The sequence below is a fragment of the Microvirga sp. P5_D2 genome (genome assembly GCF_054049475.1).
This window is the reverse complement of sequence record NZ_JBFUMH010000097.1, coordinates 1-19,900: the sequence shown is the minus strand read 5'-3', so window position 1 is coordinate 19,900 and position 19,900 is coordinate 1. Positions and strand designations below refer to the sequence as shown.

Genomic DNA, 19,900 nt, shown 5'->3' with positions numbered 1-19,900 from the left:
ACGACACGCCGTTCGGGCTGTCGTCGGGGATCTGCACCACGAGCCTGAAATATGCCGGGCACTTCAAGCGGAACGCGGAAGCCGGGATGGTGATGGTGAACCTGCCGACGGCGGGGGTGGATTATCATGTGCCGTTCGGCGGGCGGAAGGGCTCGAGCTATGGCCCGCGCGAGCAGGGGCGCTATGCGGCGGAGTTCTACACCACGGTGAAGACCGCCTACACGTTTGACGGCAATGGCCCCTACGTGCCCAAGACACAGGGCAGCGAGTAAAATTCAAACCTTCGGCGCGGTCACTTGATCGCGTCGAAGATCTGGCCTGAGCATTGCGCGACTAGGATCAGCAGAAGAATGCCGATGAACCAGAGCCAGGAGCCTGTTTTCTTCTCCGCAGGCTTCGCCGCTGCGGTCGGCACCGGCCGGGCCTGGAAGACCGGGACAGGAGGCGCGGGTAGGCGCTCGATCAGTTCCGCCGCTTCCGCCGGAATGCTCCCCGCCGTCCCAAAGAATTTAAAGCTCACAGGAATGCCGCCGACGAACCCGACCTCGGCCGGCTGAATTTCGGATTCATGGCGGACCCACCAATATTCCGTGCGTTCGCTCATCAGGCATCCTCTCATTCTTGACCGGGTACTCTAACGGTATTGGCAGCAGGTCGGGCTGGAAATCCAGAGCCGATCCCGTATGCATGCATAAAGATGGGGATTGCTTAGCGCATCGCGCGAAAAAGTGGCCCGGTTTTTCGACGCAGCGATGCGTCGACTTACGGAGAGGGATGCCATGAACGTGCTCGTAACGGGTGGGGCCGGTTATATCGGCGGCCACATGGTTCTGGCGCTGCTCGATGCGGGGCACAGGCCCGTGGTCTTCGACAATCTCTCGACGGGCTTCCGCTGGTCCGTGCCGGACGGCGTTCCGCTCGTGGTGGGCGATGTGGGCGATTACGAACTCGTTCTTCAAACCCTCCAATCCCATAAGATCGACGCCATCGTGCATTTCGCGGCCAAACTCGTGGTGCCGGAATCGGTGCGGGACCCGCTCGGCTACTATCTCAACAACACAGTGAAGAGCCGCTCGCTGCTCGCGGCATCGGTGGCTGCGGGCATCAGAACCTTCGTCTTTTCCTCGACGGCGGCGGTGTATGGCGATGCATCGGACAAGCCTCTTGCGGAGGATGCGCCGCTTGCGTCGCTCTCGCCCTACGGCAGCTCGAAGCAGCTCACCGAGGTCATGCTGCGCGATGTGGCTGCGGCCCACGGCATGTGCTTCGTGGCCCTGCGCTACTTCAACGTGGCGGGTGCGGATCCCGCCATGCGCCACGGACAATCCACAGCAAATGCGACCCATCTCATCAAGGTCGCCGTACAGACGGCGCTCGGCATGCGCCCCTACATGGAAGTCTTCGGCACGGATTATCCGACGCCCGACGGCACCTGCATCCGCGACTACATCCATGTCACGGACCTTATCGCCGCGCATATGCAGGCGCTGGAGCATCTCCAGGGCGGCGGCGAGAGCCTTGTGGTGAATTGCGGCTATGGCCATGGCTATTCCGTGTCGGAGGTGATCGACACGGTGCGCAAGGTGTCGGGCCGTCCTCTTGAGGCCCGCTATTCATCCCGCCGCGAGGGAGATCCTTCCGCCATCGTCGCGGATTCGACGCGAATTCGTTCGAAGCTGCAATGGAAACCCCAATTCGACGATCTCGCGACCATCGTCGAGCACACCCTGCGCTGGGAGAGCATGTTGCGGGAGAGAAATCTGAAGCTTTGAGGGATGATTAAGAACCTCTCCGTCAAATACGCGGGGGCAGGGGCGATTCCCTGGCGTGTTGACGAGAAGAGGGCTGACGCATGGGTATGGGGGCAACCAACGGAATTCTGCTGCTGAACCGGCTGTTGCTGGCGGCGTGCTTTCTCCCTGCCGCGATCATGCGGCTCACCAACATTTCGGGCTTCGCCGCGTCGCTCACCATGAAGGGCATCCCCTATGGGGATATGGTGGCGACGGTGATCGTGCTCGCCGAGATCTTCGGACCCCTTGCGCTCATCCTCGGCCTCGCCCCGCGCCTGAGCGCTGCCGCCCTCATTGCCTCGCTGGCGATCACGACCGGCGCGCTGCATCGGTTCTGGGATTACGGCGGCCTCACCCGGGCGGGCGAGCAGGCCCTGTTCCTCGCCAATCTCGGCGTTCTTGCCGGTCTGCTGTTCTATGCGCTCACAGGCCCCGGCGCCTGGAGCTGGCAGGCTTGGTGGCGCGGCATGGCAGCGCCTGCGAAGCCCGCCAAGAAGAAGCGCCAGTCGAAGCCCCGCGCCCCGAAGCCTAAGCCCGCTCCCGTGCGTGACATGGATGACGAGGACGAGTTCAGGGACGCCGCCTGAACGGGTTAACCCGCTAAACCCGTGATAACCTTGCGCCATGCCTGGACACGACTCGCTTTCGCCTGCAAGGTCCTGCCTTCATTAAGCCTCTAATCGAAGCCATAAGGCGCAGCGGCGATGCTCCGGCCGGGGCAGGCCCGTGTGTTTCTCAGGTTTGCAGTCGAGCCATGCTCAAATTGTCATTGCGTTGCATCCTTGGCCTCTCCGCCATCCTCGCTTGCGCCGTTCCGGCCGCAGCCCAGCAGCGGGCTCCCGATCCCCTGACGCGTTTTCTGGATGGCGTCTTCAAGTCCAATCAGGCCCAGCCCGCACCGGAAGCAGTCCCTCAGCCGCAAGCCGCGCCCGAGCCGCAGCCCGCTGCGCCCCAGCCAAGAGCCACAGCCCAGCCGGTACCCAAGCCTACGGCTCCGAGGCCTCAGACAGCCCAGCAGCCCGCCCCGAAGCCTGTGGCCGCGCCCAAGCCGGCAGCGCCGGTAACCCAGGAGGCAAAGCCCGCCACGCCCGCTCCGGTACGGACCGTGAGCGAGCCCGCAGTCGCTCCTACTGAGAAGCCCAAGGCCGCCGAGACGCCAGCGCCCGCCAAGGTGGCCGAGCCGCCGAAGCCCGCCCGCGCGACCCCCGCCTCGACCCCTGCTCAGGCCGCACCTGCGGTAACCTCGGTCGCCGCCCCGTCGGCCCCGCCGACGCCGACTTCTCCGCCCAATCCGACCTCGCCCGCAGCGGCGCTCGACCGGGTGAACGCCTATTTCAACGCCATCGACCAGATGTCGGCCTATTTCGTGCAGAAGAACCCCAACGGCCAGYAGGTCGAGGGCAATCTCTCGGTGCGCCGTCCGGGACAGCTGCATTTCGCCTATGCGCCGCCGAGCACGCTCGAGATCATTTCCGATGGCCGCAACGTGGCGATCCGCGACAAGAAACTCGGCACGAACGATGTCTATCCCGTGGGCCAGACGCCGCTGAAGTTCCTGCTTCAGGACAATGTGGACCTMGCCCGCGATACCAAGGTGCAGGATGTCCAGATCGGCCGCGACGGCATGATCATCGTGCGTTTCGACGACAGCGCGACGCTCGGCGGCACGTCGAAGATCACGCTTCGCTTCGACAGCCGGGCGAATGCGCTGCGGCAATGGACCATCATCGACGGCCAGGGCTACGAGACTTCCGTTACCCTGTCCGGCCTCAATGTGGTGCAGAAGCGGAACGCCAGCGCCGCCTCCAATTGAGGGCTTGGCGAAAAAAGCTCTGGCCTGAATCCGGATTCCGTCTAGAACCGGGCTAGCCTCCCTGGAGAGGCGGCAACGAATTCCGTGGCAGGTGAGCATGGTGGATCAGGCAGCCCTAGACCGTTACGCCGGTTACGTCCTGGAGGACGCGACGATCCCCGAATTGCCCAACCATTACCGGGGCAAGGTGCGCGACAATTACGATCTGCCGGATGGCCAGCGGATCATCATCGCCTCGGACCGCATCAGCGCTTTCGACCGCAACCTCGCCGCCATCCCCTTGAAGGGTCAGGTGCTGACCCAGACGGCGCGCTTCTGGTTCGAGGCAACAGTCGATATCTGCCCCAACCACATCATCGAATATCCCGACCCGAACGTCGCGGTCTGCAAGAAGCTGACGATCCTGCCGGTCGAGGTGGTGGTGCGCGATTATCTCGCCGGCACCACGGGCACCTCGATCCTGTCGCTCTACAAGACCGGCCAGCGCGAGATGTACGGCATCACGCTGCCGGACGGCATGCGCGATAATCAGAAGCTCCCGCAAACCATCATCACGCCTACCTCGAAAGCTTTCGACGGTGGCCATGACGAGCCGCTGACTTCGCAGGAAATCGTCTCGCAGGGCCTGCTTACCGCCGAGCAATGGAAAACCGTCACCGATTATGCGCTCGCGCTCTTCGTCAAAGGCCGCGAGATGGCGGCGGCGAGGGGATTGATCCTCGTCGACACGAAATACGAGTTCGGCATCGATGAGAATGGCCGCATCCTGATCGCCGACGAGATCCATACGCCGGACAGCAGCCGCTACTGGTTCGCCGAGAGCTACGAGAGGCGGTTTGAAGCCGGCGAACGGCCCGAGAGCTTCGACAAGGATTTCGTGCGCAGCTGGGTCGTCGCCCGCTGCGATCCCTACAAGGACCCCATTCCGCCGATTCCGGCCGATGTGATCCTGGAGACCTCGAAGGTCTATATCGACGCCTACGAGCGCATCACCGGCCAACCCTTCGCGCTGCCGGATTCAGGCACGCCGGTGCTGGAGCGCATTCGCAGGAACTTGGCGCGCTACTTTTGAGATGATGCCGTCATCGGCGGGGCCTGATCGGTCTCGCCCTTGTGCCTGTCCCACGGCCAGCGCCCCTCGATCTCCACTTCCAGCGAGAAGCTCAAAAAGGTTCGGATCAGCACGATGCCGCCGAGGATCATCAGGCTTTCGAGCGTGGGCTCGATGGCGACGGTGTTGATGATGTCGGCGGCGACGAGAAACTCCAGCCCGAGCTGGATCGCGCGTCCGATGTTCGACCGATAGAGATTGAACGCGCCCGAGATGGATCGTCCCTGCAACAGCTGCCAGAGGATGGCGACCGACGCTCCAAGGTCCCGAGAACGATGATGGCGATGCCGCCCACCTCGATCACCGCGTCGTCAGCCTCAACGCCTGCGGAAACCAATCGTCCATGGAACGCCCTTTGCAACAGCCGTGAAGGTTGATTCATAGGACAGCAAGGCGAAGGCACCAGAGGCGCAAACAAAAGGGCCAGCCATAGGCCAGCCCTTTCTGCGGCATCTGATGGGAGAACTCAGTACACGGAAACCCGCGTCTCGTCTTCCGCGACGTCCTTGAAGGGGCTGCGCCCGTTCAGCACCACCACCGGCGAGCCGACGGGCACGCGGCTGTGGAGGTCGATGATGTCCTGGTTGAACAGGCGGATGCAGCCGCTCGAAACCGACTGGCCGATGGACCATGGCTCGGTGGTGCCGTGGATGCGGTACATGGTGTCGACGCCGTTGTCGTAGAGATAAAGCGCGCGGGCACCGAGCGGGTTCGATAACCCTCCCGGCATACCGCTGGCCCATTTCGCGTTACGCTCCGGCTCGCGGCGGATCATGTTGGCGGTGGGCGTCCAGCCGGGCCAGGTGGCTTTGCGTCCGACGCGGGCGCGGCCCGCCCAGGCGAGGCCTTCCTTGCCGACGCCGATGCCGTAGCGCATGGCGCGGCCGCCTTCGCGCACGAGGTACAGGTAGCGGGCGGATGTATCGATGACGACGGTGCCCGGCTCCTCACGGCCATAATAGGCCACCTCGCGGCGCAGGAAGCGCGGATCGACTTCGGAGATGTCCGTGGCCGGCAGGGGATGCGGCTCGTCGGGGCGGGCTCCATACATCGCCATGTAGCTGGGATCGATGTAGCGGATGGCCTGCTGCGGCGCAGGCGGCACACAGGCGGCAAGCGCCACCGGAATAAGGATAGGGATAAGGCGCAAAACCTTCTGCAGCAGTGACAGGCGAGGGGCCGAGATAGCGGACATCAGTGGAAAAACTCACGGTTCTTAGATTTTTACTTCATCCACCGACACTTGAGCGGCGGCGGTACTCTGAAGTGAGTTGATAAACTCAGCCGTGACGACAAGGTGGATGTCTCGTGGCGAAAATGTGGCAGAGAACGGCTGTGGTTTCGAAGCCACAATCACTTGTTTGTGTTGAACCTGCTCCCTCATAGCGAGTAGAACCCTCGCATGAGAATCCGGGGCGCTTCGCTCCCTGTGCAGCCGAGGTTTCCGATGCAGTCCAGTTCCATCTCCCTGCTGACCATTTGCGGCATTTCCGAATTGCCCGACCAGCGGGAGCGTGCGGTAACCCACGTCCTTTCCATCCTCGACCCAGATCATCCCGATCCTGAGGCTTTCGGGGCCTATGATCGCCATCACAGGACGATCCTGCGCTTCCACGACATCATCAATCCCAGAGAAGGCATGCTCCTTCCCCGGCCTGACCACGTGGAAGCGGTGTTGAGCTTCGGCGACGATGTTGCGAAAGGACGCGATGGGCGAACCGAGGGGCATCTGCTCGTCCATTGCCACATGGGCGTTTCCCGCTCGACGGCGGCGATGCTGGCCCTGATGGCGCAGGCAAACCCGGATGAGGACGAAGACCACCTGTTCGAGCGCCTCGCCGAGATCCGCTCGCAGGCATGGCCCAATTCTCTCATGATCGCCTTCGCGGATGAACAGTTGTCGCGCAACGGCCGCCTCGTCGAGGCGCTGCGGCGGCATTATGGCCGCCAGCTCCAGCGCCTGCCGCATTATGGCCAGTTGATGCGCGATCTCGACCGCAGCCGGGAAGTGGAGATGGCGGTTTAAGGATAGCGGTCGCTGCCTTGAACGAGGCGGCCCGACCGGATATTCTTGGGCTGTCGGAAAAGGCAGGCCGGTTTGGTTAGCCCGGTCGTTTCCTGCGGGAAGCTCTGGCTGGTGCCCTGGCACCAAGTCCCATGACGTTAAGCCCTGGAGCATGGTGCCCCAGGACAACGATGGGATATGAATCGATGCAGCATCAAGTTTCAGTCATCACCCTTGGCGTGCGCGACCTTGCGCGCTCGCGCCGCTTCTACGTCGAAGGCTTCGGCTGGAAGCCTGTTTTCGAGAATGAAGAGATCGTTTTCTACCAGATGAACGGTTTCATGCTCGGCACGTGGTTGCGGCAGGAACTGTCGAAGGACATGCAGCGGGATGACCTCGTCACTCCGGGTGCATTTTCACTCGCCCACAACGTCGCTTCGCGTGACGACRTGCAGCCGATCATCGAGCATCTCGCCCGCGTCGGCGGACGGATCCTGAGGCCCGCCGATGCGCCGATCCATGGCGGGTTCCGCGGCTATGTGGCCGATCCCGACGATCATGCGTGGGAGATCGCCTGGAACCCCGCTTGGCACATCGATGAGCAGGGCCACGTGACCTTCGGAGTGTAAGCGCTTTTCGCGCCCGCTGCCGTTCGGTGGCGGGCGTGATCATTGTCTGTCAGGGCTTGCCCAGACTGCCGAACTTCGCATCCGCTTTGGCGTGAGCGGGCAGGGGATCGTCGCTCGCAAGCTCTTCGAGAATGGGACAATGCGGGCGCGCATCGCCATGGCAATTCCTGGCGAGATGTTTGAGCGTCGACGCCATTTCCTGAAGCTCGCGGATCTTGCGCTCCAGCACATCCACATGTCCGAGCGCGATGGACTTCACGTCCTTGCTTGCGCGCTCCCGATCCCGCCACAGCGAAACCAGATCCGCGATCTGCTCGACCGAGAAGCCGAGATCACGCGCGCGGCGAATGAAGCGTAAGGTATGCACGTCCTGATCCGAATAGACGCGGTATCCCGCTTCCGTGCGAACGGTCTTCGGAATCAGGCCGATGGATTCGTAGTAGCGGATCATCTTCGCCGAGACACCCGAGGCCGTTGCCGCTTGTCCGATATTCATGCCACACCTTCCACTGCCTGCGGGGCGGATGCGTTGTCGTGCCGTTCTGCGATGGGTGCCTTGAAGCGGCGAAGCCGCAAGGCATTGCCGATAACGAACACGCTGGAGAGCGCCATGGCCGCAGCAGCCGCGACAGGCGAGAGCAGCGTGCCGTCGAAGGGATAGAGAACGCCCGCCGCGACGGGGATCAGCACCACGTTATAGGCGAAGGCCCAGAACAGGTTCTGCCCGATGTTGCGGATCGTGGCCTTCGACAAGGCGATGGCATTGACGACGCCACGCACATCGCCGGACATGAGCACCACGTCCGCGCTCTCGATGGCGATGTCCGTGCCTGTGCCGATGGCGACGCCGATATCGGCTTCCGCCAAAGCGGGCGCGTCATTGATGCCGTCGCCGACGAAGGCGATAGGCCCGTGCTCTTGACGCAGACGCTTCACCACATCGACCTTGCCCTCGGGCAGAACTTCAGCGACCACTTCGTCGATGCCGATGCGCCGCGCGATAGCTTCCGCTGTCCTGCGGTTGTCGCCGGTGATCATGGCGACCTTCAATCCGAGCGCATGCAAAGCGGAGATGGCCTCTGGCGTCGAAGGCTTGATCGGGTCTGCAACCGCGATGATCGCAGCGAGCTGTCCATCGACGGCGGCATAAAGCGGGCTCTTGCCTTCCGCGCCGAGACGCGCCGCTGCATCCTGAAAGTGTGAAGGCTCAAGACCGAGCTTCGTCATGAAACGGTCCGCGCCCACGTCCACCTTTCGCCCTTCGATGATGGCCGAGACACCGAAGCCGGGAACCGCTTCGAAGCTGTCGGTCCCGGCAAGCGAAAGGCCCTGCCGTTCGGCCGCCGCAACGATGGCCTCGGCAATCGGATGTTCCGAACGTGCCTCGACGGACGCCACGAGACGCAGGACCTCGGCGTCGGGAATGCTTGTCGCGGTGACGAAATCCGTCAGTTCCGGGCGTCCTTGCGTGAGGGTGCCGGTCTTGTCGAGCGCGACGACGCCAACTTCCTTCAGGCTCTGCAAAGCCTCGCCCTGGCGAAACAGCACGCCGAGTTCGGCCGCACGGCCCGTGCCGACCATGATCGAGGTCGGCGTGGCAAGGCCCATGGCGCAGGGACACGCGATGATGAGTACCGCGACCGCATTGACGAGGGCGAAGGTCAACGCGGGTTCGGGACCGAGGAACAGCCAAACGAGGAAGGTGAGGGCCGCCGCCGCCATCACAGCCGGCACGAACCATGCCGTCACCTTGTCGACGAGCGTCTGGATCGGCAGCTTCGACCCTTGTGCCTGCTCCACCATGCGGATGATCTGGGCGAGCACCGTGTCAGTACCGATGCGCGTGGCGCGGAAGGTGAAGCCGCCGGTCTTGTTGATCGTGCCGCCGACAACCTCCGCGCCCGCCTGTTTCTGCACCGGCACCGGCTCGCCGGTGATCATGGATTCATCGACGTATGAGGAGCCTTCGATCACCTCGCCGTCGACGGGAATCTTCTCGCCCGGGCGCACCTGCACCACGTCGCCGATCAAGACCTGATCGAGTGCGATTTCCATAGCCTGCCCATCGCGGACCACGCGTGCGGTCTTCGGGCTCAAGCCCACGAGTCGCTTGATCGCCTCCGATGTGCGGCCCTTGGCCTTGGCTTCGAGATAGCGCCCGAGCAGGATCAGCGTCACGATCACGGCGGCGGCTTCGTAATAGACGTTGTTCATGCCGGCCGGCATGAGGCCGGGCAGGAAGGTCGCGACGAGGGAATAGGCATAGGCCGCGCTTGTGCCGAGCACCACGAGCGAATTCATGTCCGGCGAAAAGCGGAGGAGGGCGGGCACGCCTTTTTTGAAGAAGCGCAGGCCGGGACCGAAGAGCACGAGCGTCGTGAGTGCGAATTGGATGTACCAGCTCGTGCCGTGGCCGAGCGTGTTCATCACCCAATCATGGATGGCACCGATGGTATGCGATCCCATCTCCAGTACGAAGACCGGGAGGGTCAGACCAGCGGCGGTAAGAAACGAGCGCCACAGAGCATTGGCCTCCGCTTCACGCGCCGCGCGCTCGTGGTCCGTCCGGTCGGCGTCCTGGCCGATCTCGCGGGCCTCATAGCCTGTCGCATCGACGGCTTCGCGCATCCGCTCCACAATGTCGTGGCCGCCCAGATAGCGAACCGAGGCGCGCTCGGTCGCGAGATTGACATTGGCATCGAGCACGCCGGGCACGCGCTTGAGCGCCTTCTCCACACGCGCGACGCAGGAGGCGCAGGTCATGCCCTCGATCGTCAGGTCCACCTGGCTCTCGGCGGGTTCGTAGCCGGTCGCCCTGATCGCCTCCGCGACAGCCTTGGGATCGGCCTCGCCGGGGGCGAAGGATACATGCGCCCGCTCGGTGGCGAGGTTCACATTGGCGGCGGTGACGCCACCCACGGAGCGGATCGCCTTCTCGACCCGTCCGACGCAGGATGCGCAGCTCATACCCTCGACCGGAATGTCGATGCTCTGCAGTTCTGATGAAAGCTTAGGCGCGGCCATCTTGAATCTCCTGACTCATCATATGGGGGCTAGGTGTAATCCTTCCAATGATGGGRAGGTCAAGCGCCTTCAGCCGATTGCGTGGGGCGGGAACCGGGGCGATGATGGAGCCATTGATCCGACATGTTTGCGCCATAGGTCGCGAATTCAGTCTTCACCATCAGGCTGCGGCCTGTGTTCCTTCATGTTTGTTCGAGCCRGTAACGACCTTGACGCAAAGCGATAAACCAGGACGAACCTTTCGGATCCTCACCTACAACGTCCACCGCTGGCTTGGCACCGACAGGAAGATCTCGCCCACGCGGATCGCCGAGGTGATCGCCTCCTGCGAGCCCGATATCGTCGCCTTGCAGGAGGTGCGGGTAGGGCGCTCGCGGCCGGGGGAGGCGGATCAGGCGGCAAGCGTCGCCAACGCTTTGGGCATGGACCTGCATTTCCAGCCCACCATCAAGATTCTAGGCGAGCAATACGGCATCGCCATCCTGAGCCGGCACAACTCCGGCATCGTGAAGTCGGGGCGGTTGCCTACCCAATCGACGCGGCCGTCCTTCGAGAAGCGCAGCGCGCTCTGGATCGCCACCGAGATCGACGGACACAGGATCAACGTGATCAATGCCCACCTGTCACTGCGCTCGGGAGAGCGTCGGGCACAGGCCACGGCGCTCGTCGGGCCTGACTGGATCGGCCACCCCGATTGCGCGGACCCGGCGATCCTGCTCGGCGACTTCAACGCGCCGCCCTATTCGCGTTCCTATCGCATGATCGCCAACCGCATGGTCGATGCGCAACTCTCGAATTCCCACGGCGAGCCGCAGCCGACCTTCCATACCAGGGCTCCCGTCCTGCGCCTCGACCACGTCTTCGTCACCAAGTCGGTGGAGGTGGTGAATGCGGCGCCCGTGCGGAATGCGCTCACGCGCGTGGCTTCCGACCATTTCCCCCTGCTGGCGGAACTGCGCGTCCGTAGCTTCTCGCCGGCCCATGGGAAAGACGATGCGCAAAACCGATTGAGTGCAACGCTTTGAGCGGCAACGCCGTCTAGAATTCGACATAATGATGTAACATTTTGATCTTCTGGCCTTGAAATTGCGCAGGGCCTCCGCATTATAACGACATTACGTTGCGTTACTCTTCGATTCCCGCGGGGGCAGGGAAAAGGGATTTTGGAATGAAGCTGTATTATAGCCCCGGGGCCAGTTCCCTCGCGCCGCATATCATTGCCTATGAAGCGGGCTTGGAGATCGAGTTCGACCGTGTCGACCTGAACACACGGACGACTGCATCCGGACGAAACTTCAGCAAGATCAACCCGAGGGGCTATGTGCCGGCGCTCGCCCTCCAGGATGGCGAGGTGCTCACCGAGGTCACCGTCATCCTAGAATATCTGGCCGACCGGGTGCCGGATCAGCGCCTTCTGCCTGAACTCGGCTCCTTGGAGCGTTACCGGGTGCGGGAATGGCTCGGCTTCATCAGCACGGAGCTTCACAAGGGCTTCGACCCGCTCTGGGACGGACCCATGCCCGATGCCGCGCGCCAACTGGCTATCCAGCACCTGCAGCGGCACCTGTCTTATCTCGATACGTGCCTTGCGGGGCGCTCCTATCTCATGGGCCAGCATTTCACGGTCGCCGATGCCTATTGCTTTACGGTCCTGAACTGGGCCCGTTTTCACCGGATCGACCTGTCGGATTACGCCGCCGTCGAGACTTTCATGCGCGCCGTCTCGGACCGTCCCATGGTGCAGAGGGCGATGCAGGCAGAGGGCTTGGTCAGGCACTCCTGACAACGATGCGACGAGTGAGGCTACGCTTCCGGCGGCAGACCGGCAGCTGGCCCCTTGCCTAACGCCTTTCGGGCGGCTAGGCACCCGTTGTCATGCTTCCTGTGTCCGTCTTCATCATCGCCAAGAACGAGGCCGATCGGATCGGCGCGACGATCCGCGCCGTTCGCGATCTGACGGACGACGTGGTCGTGATCGATTCCGGCTCTACCGACGGCACTCAGGCCGTGGCCGAGGAATTCGGCGCCCGGGTGATCTTCAATGCCTGGCCCGGCTATGGCCTGCAAAAGCGTTTCGGTGAGGAGCAGTGCCGCCACGCATGGCTCCTCAACATCGATGCGGACGAGGAATTGTCGCCGACGCTCCGGGACGAGATCAAAGCCCTCTTCGCCCACGGGGAGCCCTCGTGCCAGGCCTACGGCATTCGCATTGCGGAAACCTATCCGGGTGAGGCCGCACCGCATCCCCTGGCTTACCGGATCGCTCCGGTTCGGCTCTATCGGAAGGATGCCGGCCGTTACTCGACATCCCTGGTCCATGACCGGGTGGAGCTGAAACCGGGCACGAAGGTCGGAAAGCTCAAGGGTCTCGTTCACCACCGGTCGATCCGCTCCCTCGGCGACCAGATCGCCAAGCTCAATTTCTATACGGACCAGCTCGCCCTCGATCTTGAAGTGAGGGGGGTCACCATCCCTACATGGCGCGTTTATTTCGAGTTTCCGGCAGCCTTCATCAAAGCTTATTTCGGTCGCCTGCACTTCCTGCGTGGCACTTACGGTTTCCTGATCGCCATGAATTACGCCACCTGGCGCCACCTGCGCTTGGCGAAGCACTACGAGAAAAAGCGCCTGAACGCTTTGGCAAGGGCAGCCGAGGGCGAGCAGACCTGATCGCCCCGAGGCATCCTATAGGGCGGCGATCACCTGGATCTCCAGCGCATAATCCGGGTTCGCCAACTTGGACTCGACACAGGCGCGCGCCGGGGCCTCGCCCTTCACCACCCAGGCATCCCAGACCGCGTTCATCTCGTCATAGGAGCTCATGTCCTTGAGCCATATCGTGGCTTGGAGCAGCCGGGATTTGTCGCTGCCGATCTCGATGAGGGATTGCTCGATCTGGCCGAGGATGTCGCGGGTCTGCTCGGTCACCGATTGGCCGATGCTGGTTTCCGGCACATAGCCGGAAAAATAGGCCGTGTTCCCATGAATCACGAGATCGCTGTAGCGGGCTGCCACGCCGACGCGGTTGATGCTCGTCACTGCCGAYCTCCCCGATTCCATGGTCCAGCCGCTCCGTTACCACAGGGGAGGGGCCGCCGCGAAGCCTCATGTTCTTTCCCTGTTGCAGAGCCTGATTTTGACCTTGACGAACACCACCCGTTCGCGTCTATTGCGCCACCTGCGCGAAGCAAGGCTCTTACAGCTTTCCCCTTCGCGTCCGGAGACGTGGCCGAGCGGCTGAAGGCACTCGTTTGCTAAATGAGCATACCCCAAAAGGGTATCGAGGGTTCGAATCCCTCCGTCTCCGCCATCATTTTCTCGTAAGATTCTGAAAAGACTACGAAAAATGGTGGATGACAAGACGCTTCCCCACCTTCTTCCCCGCCTTTGTTCCTGACTTGGCTATTGAACCATCGCATGTCACCCACAGACTGATGCATGCTTCGGTGCCGTTGAGGCTTGGGCGGTGCTTCTGGGTTTCTCACCAACTCAGCCACCTCTTCACGACAAGCCCGGAACTCAGAGCTTGGCCAATAGTTTTCCTGACCTACAGAACAGGGGAACGCTCATGAGCCCGCAGAACACTACCTATAGAGGCACGGCCCCGTATCGTGCCGAGGACGACCTCTTCCACTATGACCGGTCAAGGACTCCAAAGCCCACTGAATGTGAAACAGGCCTGTCGAATGCCAAAGCCTCAGCCCGGCATTGGGTGATTAGCATGCGTCCACGCTGGCTGGTCAGCCCTGCTCAGCCCCTCGTTCGCCCGCGCTTCGAGGCATGACCGCTCTTCGGCCTGCCTGAATTACTCCGTCTGTCGCTGGAGCCCGCAAAGAAAGAGCGCCCATTCGGCTGGCGCTCTAGGTGGGCCGCGATTGCGACCATCGAGGGAGAACGACCGTGCCAGAAGGCACAAGAACGAGGCTGCGCCCGAAACGTAACCACTTCCTTACCAACAACGAACCGTAGGAATGCTCATGGGTTTGCTAGACCTGCGCCGTGAGCCTTGGCGTACAGTTCCCTCACATTGACCATCATTCTAATCCGGCGACCTCCACACTGCGAACATCGCAGCTTCAAGGCCATGTCAGGCACCGGCAGGTTGAGAGGCCACCCCTTCAACGGCACCTCAGCGCCATGGCCGCAGTTATGTGCTTCGCAGTAGGCCATCACAGTCCTGTATCCTTCGGCAAGGCTTTGCCCAACGGTGACAGGCGGGATCTCGCTGCCGTGCTCATCATAAGCGCGGCGGGGATTGCGATTGGTGCTCATCAGCGCCTCTTGGGCGGCATAGGAAGATACTTGAAGGTCAGTCCATCAATCGCGTTGCGGATGGCCTCGCGGCTCACCCCGAACTCACGGGCGAGCTTGCTGTACTCCCGCTCGCCAGAGGCATAGCGCAACCGCGCCTCTAAGACCTGCTCTACAGTCAGCTTGGTTCTGCCCATTCTCGTGCCACATCCTGTAGAACATAAAGCGAACGTCTACTGATTTAAGCAGAGCTGTCGAGAGAGGTTCCAACGCCGCAATCATGCCTGTGGAAGGCTGTGGATTTCTGAATCGAAATCTCTTGGCGAAAGACCTCCTGACGACCTTAGAAAGCTGCTGCTTTATAGCTAAGCTTATGGTTGGATAGGCGGCAGATGGCACGCATAAACAAGCGCGATGGGGCAAAAGGCATGAGTACGATAGTCGTCGGCCAAGGGGAGTTTCGCGTCAACACATATACAACCGACGACCAAGTCGGAGCATCGGTTACAAGTCTGAAGGATGGCGGCTTCGTTGTCACTTGGCAGTCACTTTATCAGGACGGGTCGTCTGTCGGCGTATATGGACAGCGATATGACGCCGGCGGTCGTCCTGTCGGTTCTGAGTTTCGCATCAACACCTACACAAACGACGCCCAAGGGTCGCCATCGATAACAGCGCTGACCAATGGCGGCTTTGTCGTCGTTTGGCATTCGGATGGGCAAGACGGATTCGGATATGGCGTGTACGGACAGCGGTACGATGCTAGTGGCAGTTCCGTTGGATCTGAGTTCCGCATCAATACCTACACGAACAGCCTGCAAGTGGAGCCGTCCGTAACCGCCTTGACCGGTGGTGGCTTTGTTGTCACTTGGTCGTCATTAGACCAGGATGGGTCGTGGTATGGCGTCTACGGTCAGCGTTACGATGCAAATGGTGACCCTGCTGGAACGGAATTTCGCGTCAATACTAGCACTGAAGATTACCAAGGCAGCGTTTGGGTCGCGGGGCTGCTAGGTGGCAGCTTCGTCGTTATCTGGCAATCGAATGCGCAGGACGGGTCAGGGGGTGGCGTCTATGGTCAGCGCTATAATGCCAGCGGAAACCCGGATGGATCTGAGTTCCGGGTCAATTCCTACACCGCTTCAGACCAATACGAGCCATCAATATCGAGACTGGCGGACGGCAGCTTCGTGGTCACTTGGACGTCAGATGGCCAAGATGGGTCGGCACTTGGGGTCTACAGTCAGCGCTACGATGCTGAGGCTAATCCCATCGGCTCTGAGTTTCGCGTCAATTCCTATACTACGCTGGACCAATACGAGCCGTCTGTAGCGGCGCGGGCAAATGGCGGCTTCGTAGTGACTTGGACATCGAATGGCCAAGATGGAAAGGGGTATGGTGTCTACGGACAGTGCTATGATGCTGCGGGGAATGTCGCCGGGCCCGAATTCCTAATCAACTCCTATACAGACCTTGACCAATACAGCCCATCTGTAACGGGTCTTGCAGACGGTAGCTTTGTTGTCGCTTGGACGTCGAATGGCCAAGACGGGTACAAATTAGGGCATGGTGTTTACGGGCAAGTGTTCCAAACCAACGATGCACCTGTTGTGCCGGCAACCCAAAAAGTGACGACGGCTGAGGATATGCCGCTAGTCGAAGTGGCGATTGGAGCTACTGACCTGGATGGAGACCTCCTGACCTATGCAGTGAAGATTGGTGGTCGGGCCCAACACGGCTCTGTGATATTTAACCAAGCCAGCCATACCTTCAGCTACATCCCAGATGCCGACTACAACGGCTCTGATACCTTCACTATCGTGGTGTCAGACAGCAAAGGCGGGATTGCGGAGCAGTTGGTCACTGTCACCATAACTCCGGTAGACGACGTCTATGTGCCACCACTTGACGATTCACCAACACGGGATCTGACGACCACCACGAGCCTGACGCTGCCGGAGGGCGTGCTAAACGTTGTGGCTGATGGCAGTGGAAACGTACAGCTGACCGGCAACAGCCTCAACAACAGCATCACCGGCAACGTGGGCAAGAACACCATCAATGGCGGCGCAGGCTTCGATAAGGTGAACGGCGGCTATGGCAACGACACGCTCTATGGCGGCTCGGGCAATGATGCCTTCCTCTTCACGACCAAACTCGGCACGGCAAAGACAGACCGGAAGGTCAATTTCGACAAGATTGCCGACTTCTCGGTGAAGGACGACAGCATTTATCTCGACAACACCATTTTCAAGAAGCTCGGGAAGAAGGGCTCGGAGCAGAAGCCGGCCAAACTCGACAAGAAGTTCTTCACCGTCGGCGACAAGGCTAAAGATAAGGATGACTACATTGTCTACAACAAGAAGACGGGTGTGCTGTCCTATGATGCCGATGGCGCCGGCAAGGGCCAAGCTGTTGAATGCGCTTTGCTGAAGAACAAGGCCACTCTGAAGTTCGACGACCTCTTCGTTATCTGATGCCCTCGTGGGTCTTTGGTCATCAAAGCTCGATGGACCAAGACTCAACTCGAAAAGACCGCTGTTACAGGTCAAACAACACCAACCAACAATAGAAGAGCCGTTATGACCTCTTATAGAATTTTTGATGCTGCTGGACGTGGACTGGACACGTCAATTTGGACAGGTTGGGGAATCATGCCTTCATTTTTAGGGGCGCAGGTTCAGTATGATGACGGCTCTAGCCTAATGATATCAGTCGTCAATAATGCAAATATGACCCGATATCACATTGATTATACTTATGATAGTTTTCTGGACGTATATCAGATAAATGGACTTAGTGCCTATAAAAACAGCGAACAAGTATTTCAGGCATCAAACTATTGGCATGTAGTATCCACGAAAGCGGAGCTCCTAGGCAGCAAGCCTTGGACGTTCCTTTTAGATCATCTAATGGGAAACAGTCGCATCGAAGGAAACAATTACGCTGACTACATTAAGTGGGAGCACGCGGACGCAGTTTCTCTGGCCGGGTATAATGGGAATGATGTCCTGACAGGGAACGGTGGGAACGACACCGTTTTCGGCGGCAACGGGAACGATACTTTGTCGGGTCAGGGCGGCGATGACCTGCTCCTTGGTGGCGCCGGTAGTAACTCTGCGACGTTTACAGGTAGAATGTCGGAGTACACCGTTCAGTCGAATGTCGATGGTACCGTGTCTGTCGAGGATCAAATGTTAGGTCGAGATGGGCTTGATACCCTCCAAGACATCCGCTTCCTCGTGTTTTCCGATGCAACGTACGACTTGACCCCTCCACCCTCGAATCCTGAGTCGCCAATCATAGAGCCCAACCCGCCATCAGTTTTTAAGCCACCTGTTACGGTTCGAACTAGTGGTAGCCTGACTCTACCCGACGGCTCACTCAATCTTGTCGCCGAGGGAGCCAGCGACATCTCGCTAATAGGCAATGCCCTGAACAACGGCATCACGGGTAACGCGGGCAAGAACACTGTCAATGGTGGCGCCGGCGCTGACGAAGTGAATGGTGGATACGGCAACGACAACCTGACCGGTGGTTCGGGCAATGATGCCTTCCTCTTCACAACCAAGCTCGGCACGGCAAAGACAGACCGGAAGGTCAATTTCGACAAGGTGATGGACTTCTCCGTCAGGGACGACAGCATCTGGCTCGACAACGCCGTCTTCAAGAAACTGGGCTCGGGCTCTCCGACCAAACCGAAGATGCTGAACAAGGCGTACTTTGCAAAAGAAAAAGCCAACGACGCCAACGACTACATCATCTATAACAAGAAGACGGGTGTGCTGTCCTATGACGCCGATGGCTCGGGCAAGGGGCAGGCTGTCGAGTTCGCCTTGCTGAAGAACAAAGCCTCTCTCAAGTACGACGACTTCTTCGTCATCTAAGCTCGTGCGGGAGTGCTTGGGCGACGGCTCCGGCACTCCTCACCTTCCATCTACAGGCGCTTCATCAGGCGTGCCGCTGCCATGGCGAGTTGCGCATCGAGCATCTCCTCGGCGGCGTCATAGCGAGCCACCCACCGCTCGTAGGTCGCCCAGCCCATGCCCTTGGGCTTCGGTGGCACATCCCATTTATCGGGGTCCGCATCCCCGAGCAGAACCTCGAAAACGAGAACAACACCTTCGTCGGCAGCTCCGTGCCGTTCGCCACTGCTGACCGTCGTGCAGTTGATGCACCCGGCAACCGTGACAGCGAGAGCGAGTTCTTCGTGATTCGCGCCAAGGTGAACTATAAGTTCAGCTCGTACTAAGCTCCGTCGCACTTGCGACAAACGCAAGGCCCGGGGAAACCCGGGCCTTTCATGTTCGTGCAACATCCTCATAAAAATCGCGAGGGAATAAACCGGTAGCGACGTGCGTTTAGGGACCATGCATCGTCTGCCGCAAAAGCAGGACAGTCTCATGAGCCACAATCAAGCTGCCCAAACTGATACCACCCTACAACCTACGAGTGTTCCTTGCGCGAGGCCGTCGGTGCAGCGCACTTCGTTCCTCTTCGTTGCGTCAGTCGGCTCCTTCATCGGAGCCAGCCTTTTGTTGGCCAGCATCTGACAAGACCGGCCACCTTATACCCGTTGAGACGAACAGGAGCTGTCACCATGGATAGCGAGAAGTCAGCGTACAGCGTTGAGGGAGTAGCTCAGGCCATTCACGAAGCTCATCAACAAGCATGTTCGTGGAGCAACGAGCCGGACGAGGCCAAGGAGCGCTTCCGGGAATATGCCCGCAATGCCATTGAGCTTTTGAATGACGATATCGGTGTTCTTCTTGCCGCGCTGGCAGGGGCTACAGCAGAACAGCGCGTGAGGTGACCCAAAGCCTGTCGCGAACCGTTTATCCGATGATTTTGTCTGGCAGGTCCTGGGCATCCCCAAGTGCCGGATCCTATGCCACCTCACGAGCCTTTAAAGCAGTCTCTTCAGCGTCCATCGTCTCAGGGTCCCCATCCATGGAGCGCCTGACTCTCCGAAGGCTTCAAAGAGCCTTCGACAGCTACGGTCGGCTTATGAGTAGAGCCAGCTTACTGGTCACGGTCTTTATTGCGTCCCCCAGCTTCCACCGCGCAGACCAGAACGAAAAGGCTGAGAATGGCAGCCAATTGGGCGAACGTTTCGACTGGGGCTGGCATGCTATGACGAAAGGGGCCGCTGGCAAGAACCGCGAGCACAAGGATGGGAAGAGCAGCCCAGACCAACATCAGCTCACCTCCATGACACGAGCGCCATCCTGGCAGGACACCTGAGCCGCCAATGCGCTATCACCCAAGGCAAGG

At 60.5% G+C, this 19,900-nt stretch carries 21 protein-coding genes and 1 tRNA gene; 14 read left to right on the top strand and 8 right to left on the bottom strand.

Annotation, left to right across the window (positions count from 1 at the left end; genetic code table 11):
* Positions 1–272: aldehyde dehydrogenase family protein (locus tag ACXJKO_RS20605; protein ID WP_457092952.1), on the top strand; the 272-nt coding region annotated here is incomplete at its 5' end.
* A gap of 20 nt (positions 273–292) precedes the next feature.
* Here the strand turns inward: ACXJKO_RS20605 and ACXJKO_RS20600 are convergent.
* Positions 293–604 carry a hypothetical protein gene (locus ACXJKO_RS20600; RefSeq protein ID WP_457092951.1) on the bottom strand — a complete coding sequence of 104 codons (312 nt, stop codon included), beginning with the start codon at positions 602–604 and terminating at the stop codon, positions 293–295.
* 175 nt (positions 605–779) lie between these two features.
* Here ACXJKO_RS20600 and galE point away from each other — a divergent pair, with 175 nt between their 5' ends.
* From galE to ACXJKO_RS20580, 4 genes are all read left to right on the top strand, one after another.
* Positions 780–1,772, top strand: coding sequence for a UDP-glucose 4-epimerase GalE (gene galE / locus ACXJKO_RS20595; protein ID WP_457092950.1), 993 nt, complete (start codon positions 780–782; stop codon positions 1,770–1,772).
* An 80-nt stretch (positions 1,773–1,852) separates the two neighbouring features.
* Complete coding sequence (locus ACXJKO_RS20590; protein ID WP_457092949.1) at positions 1,853–2,380, top strand: DoxX family protein; 528 nt, start codon at positions 1,853–1,855, stop codon at positions 2,378–2,380.
* A 167-nt stretch (positions 2,381–2,547) separates the two neighbouring features.
* A complete protein-coding gene (locus tag ACXJKO_RS20585) occupies positions 2,548–3,606 on the top strand; it encodes an outer-membrane lipoprotein carrier protein LolA (RefSeq protein WP_457092948.1) in 1,059 nt (352 codons plus the stop codon).
* 97 nt (positions 3,607–3,703) lie between these two features.
* Complete coding sequence (locus ACXJKO_RS20580; RefSeq protein ID WP_457092947.1) at positions 3,704–4,678, top strand: phosphoribosylaminoimidazolesuccinocarboxamide synthase; 975 nt, start codon at positions 3,704–3,706, stop codon at positions 4,676–4,678.
* Here ACXJKO_RS20580 and ACXJKO_RS20575 read toward each other — a convergent pair.
* Positions 4,669–4,947, bottom strand: coding sequence for a DUF1622 domain-containing protein (locus ACXJKO_RS20575; RefSeq protein WP_457092946.1), 279 nt, complete (start codon positions 4,945–4,947; stop codon positions 4,669–4,671). The two genes, ACXJKO_RS20580 and ACXJKO_RS20575, sit on opposite strands and share 10 nt — an antisense overlap.
* 236 nt (positions 4,948–5,183) lie before the next feature.
* The gene (locus tag ACXJKO_RS20570) at positions 5,184–5,912 is read right to left on the bottom strand and encodes a L,D-transpeptidase (RefSeq protein WP_457092945.1); all 729 of its coding nucleotides are present in this window, start codon (positions 5,910–5,912) and stop codon (positions 5,184–5,186) included.
* Positions 5,913–6,164: 252 nt separating this feature from the next.
* Here ACXJKO_RS20570 and ACXJKO_RS20565 point away from each other — a divergent pair, with 252 nt between their 5' ends.
* Positions 6,165–6,743 (top strand): tyrosine phosphatase family protein, encoded by a 579-nt coding sequence (locus ACXJKO_RS20565; protein ID WP_457092944.1) that lies wholly within the window; start codon positions 6,165–6,167, stop codon positions 6,741–6,743.
* A gap of 185 nt (positions 6,744–6,928) precedes the next feature.
* Complete coding sequence (locus ACXJKO_RS20560; protein ID WP_457092943.1) at positions 6,929–7,351, top strand: VOC family protein; 423 nt, start codon at positions 6,929–6,931, stop codon at positions 7,349–7,351.
* 49 nt (positions 7,352–7,400) lie between these two features.
* On the opposite strand, the gene cueR is transcribed toward ACXJKO_RS20560, so the two are convergent.
* Both cueR and ACXJKO_RS20550 read right to left on the bottom strand, forming a co-directional pair.
* Positions 7,401–7,847, bottom strand: a complete 447-nt coding sequence (gene cueR, locus ACXJKO_RS20555) for a Cu(I)-responsive transcriptional regulator (RefSeq protein WP_457092942.1) — start codon at positions 7,845–7,847, stop codon at positions 7,401–7,403.
* On the bottom strand, positions 7,844–10,375 hold the full coding sequence (locus tag ACXJKO_RS20550; RefSeq protein ID WP_457092941.1) for a heavy metal translocating P-type ATPase: 2,532 nt from the start codon (positions 10,373–10,375) through the stop codon (positions 7,844–7,846). Before ACXJKO_RS20550 ends, cueR begins: the two co-directional genes overlap by 4 nt.
* 209 nt (positions 10,376–10,584) lie before the next feature.
* On the opposite strand from ACXJKO_RS20550, the gene ACXJKO_RS20545 reads away from it, so the two are divergent.
* The 3 genes from ACXJKO_RS20545 (at position 10,585) to ACXJKO_RS20535 (ending at position 13,045) form a co-directional block, all read left to right on the top strand.
* Positions 10,585–11,400, top strand: a complete 816-nt coding sequence (locus ACXJKO_RS20545) for an endonuclease/exonuclease/phosphatase family protein (RefSeq protein ID WP_457092940.1) — start codon at positions 10,585–10,587, stop codon at positions 11,398–11,400.
* Positions 11,401–11,543: 143 nt separating this feature from the next.
* Positions 11,544–12,158: a glutathione transferase GstA gene (gstA, locus tag ACXJKO_RS20540; protein WP_457092939.1), complete on the top strand. Its 615-nt coding sequence runs from the start codon at positions 11,544–11,546 to the stop codon at positions 12,156–12,158.
* A 92-nt stretch (positions 12,159–12,250) separates the two neighbouring features.
* Positions 12,251–13,045 (top strand): glycosyltransferase family 2 protein, encoded by a 795-nt coding sequence (locus ACXJKO_RS20535; RefSeq protein ID WP_457092938.1) that lies wholly within the window; start codon positions 12,251–12,253, stop codon positions 13,043–13,045.
* A 15-nt stretch (positions 13,046–13,060) separates the two neighbouring features.
* Here the strand turns inward: ACXJKO_RS20535 and ACXJKO_RS20530 are convergent, their stop codons facing one another.
* Positions 13,061–13,435, bottom strand: a complete 375-nt coding sequence (locus tag ACXJKO_RS20530; RefSeq protein WP_457092937.1) for a RidA family protein — start codon at positions 13,433–13,435, stop codon at positions 13,061–13,063.
* A gap of 159 nt (positions 13,436–13,594) precedes the next feature.
* Between ACXJKO_RS20530 and ACXJKO_RS20525 the strand changes: the two genes are divergently transcribed.
* Positions 13,595–13,685, top strand: a tRNA-Ser gene (locus ACXJKO_RS20525).
* A gap of 961 nt (positions 13,686–14,646) precedes the next feature.
* Here the strand turns inward: ACXJKO_RS20525 and ACXJKO_RS20520 are convergent.
* Positions 14,647–14,823, bottom strand: coding sequence for a hypothetical protein (locus ACXJKO_RS20520; protein WP_457092936.1), 177 nt, complete (start codon positions 14,821–14,823; stop codon positions 14,647–14,649).
* Positions 14,824–15,018: 195 nt separating this feature from the next.
* On the opposite strand from ACXJKO_RS20520, the gene ACXJKO_RS20515 reads away from it, so the two are divergent.
* Both ACXJKO_RS20515 and ACXJKO_RS20510 read left to right on the top strand, forming a co-directional pair.
* Positions 15,019–17,103 carry an Ig-like domain-containing protein gene (locus tag ACXJKO_RS20515; protein ID WP_457092935.1) on the top strand — a complete coding sequence of 695 codons (2,085 nt, stop codon included), beginning with the start codon at positions 15,019–15,021 and terminating at the stop codon, positions 17,101–17,103.
* 105 nt (positions 17,104–17,208) lie between these two features.
* A complete protein-coding gene (locus ACXJKO_RS20510) occupies positions 17,209–18,513 on the top strand; it encodes a hypothetical protein (RefSeq protein ID WP_457092934.1) in 1,305 nt (434 codons plus the stop codon).
* Positions 18,514–18,563: 50 nt separating this feature from the next.
* On the opposite strand, the gene ACXJKO_RS20505 is transcribed toward ACXJKO_RS20510, so the two are convergent.
* A complete protein-coding gene (locus ACXJKO_RS20505) occupies positions 18,564–18,905 on the bottom strand; it encodes a hypothetical protein (protein ID WP_457092933.1) in 342 nt (113 codons plus the stop codon).
* A 321-nt stretch (positions 18,906–19,226) separates the two neighbouring features.
* Here ACXJKO_RS20505 and ACXJKO_RS20500 point away from each other — a divergent pair, with 321 nt between their 5' ends.
* A complete protein-coding gene (locus ACXJKO_RS20500) occupies positions 19,227–19,439 on the top strand; it encodes a hypothetical protein (protein ID WP_457092932.1) in 213 nt (70 codons plus the stop codon).
* Positions 19,440–19,900 lie beyond the last annotated feature (461 nt).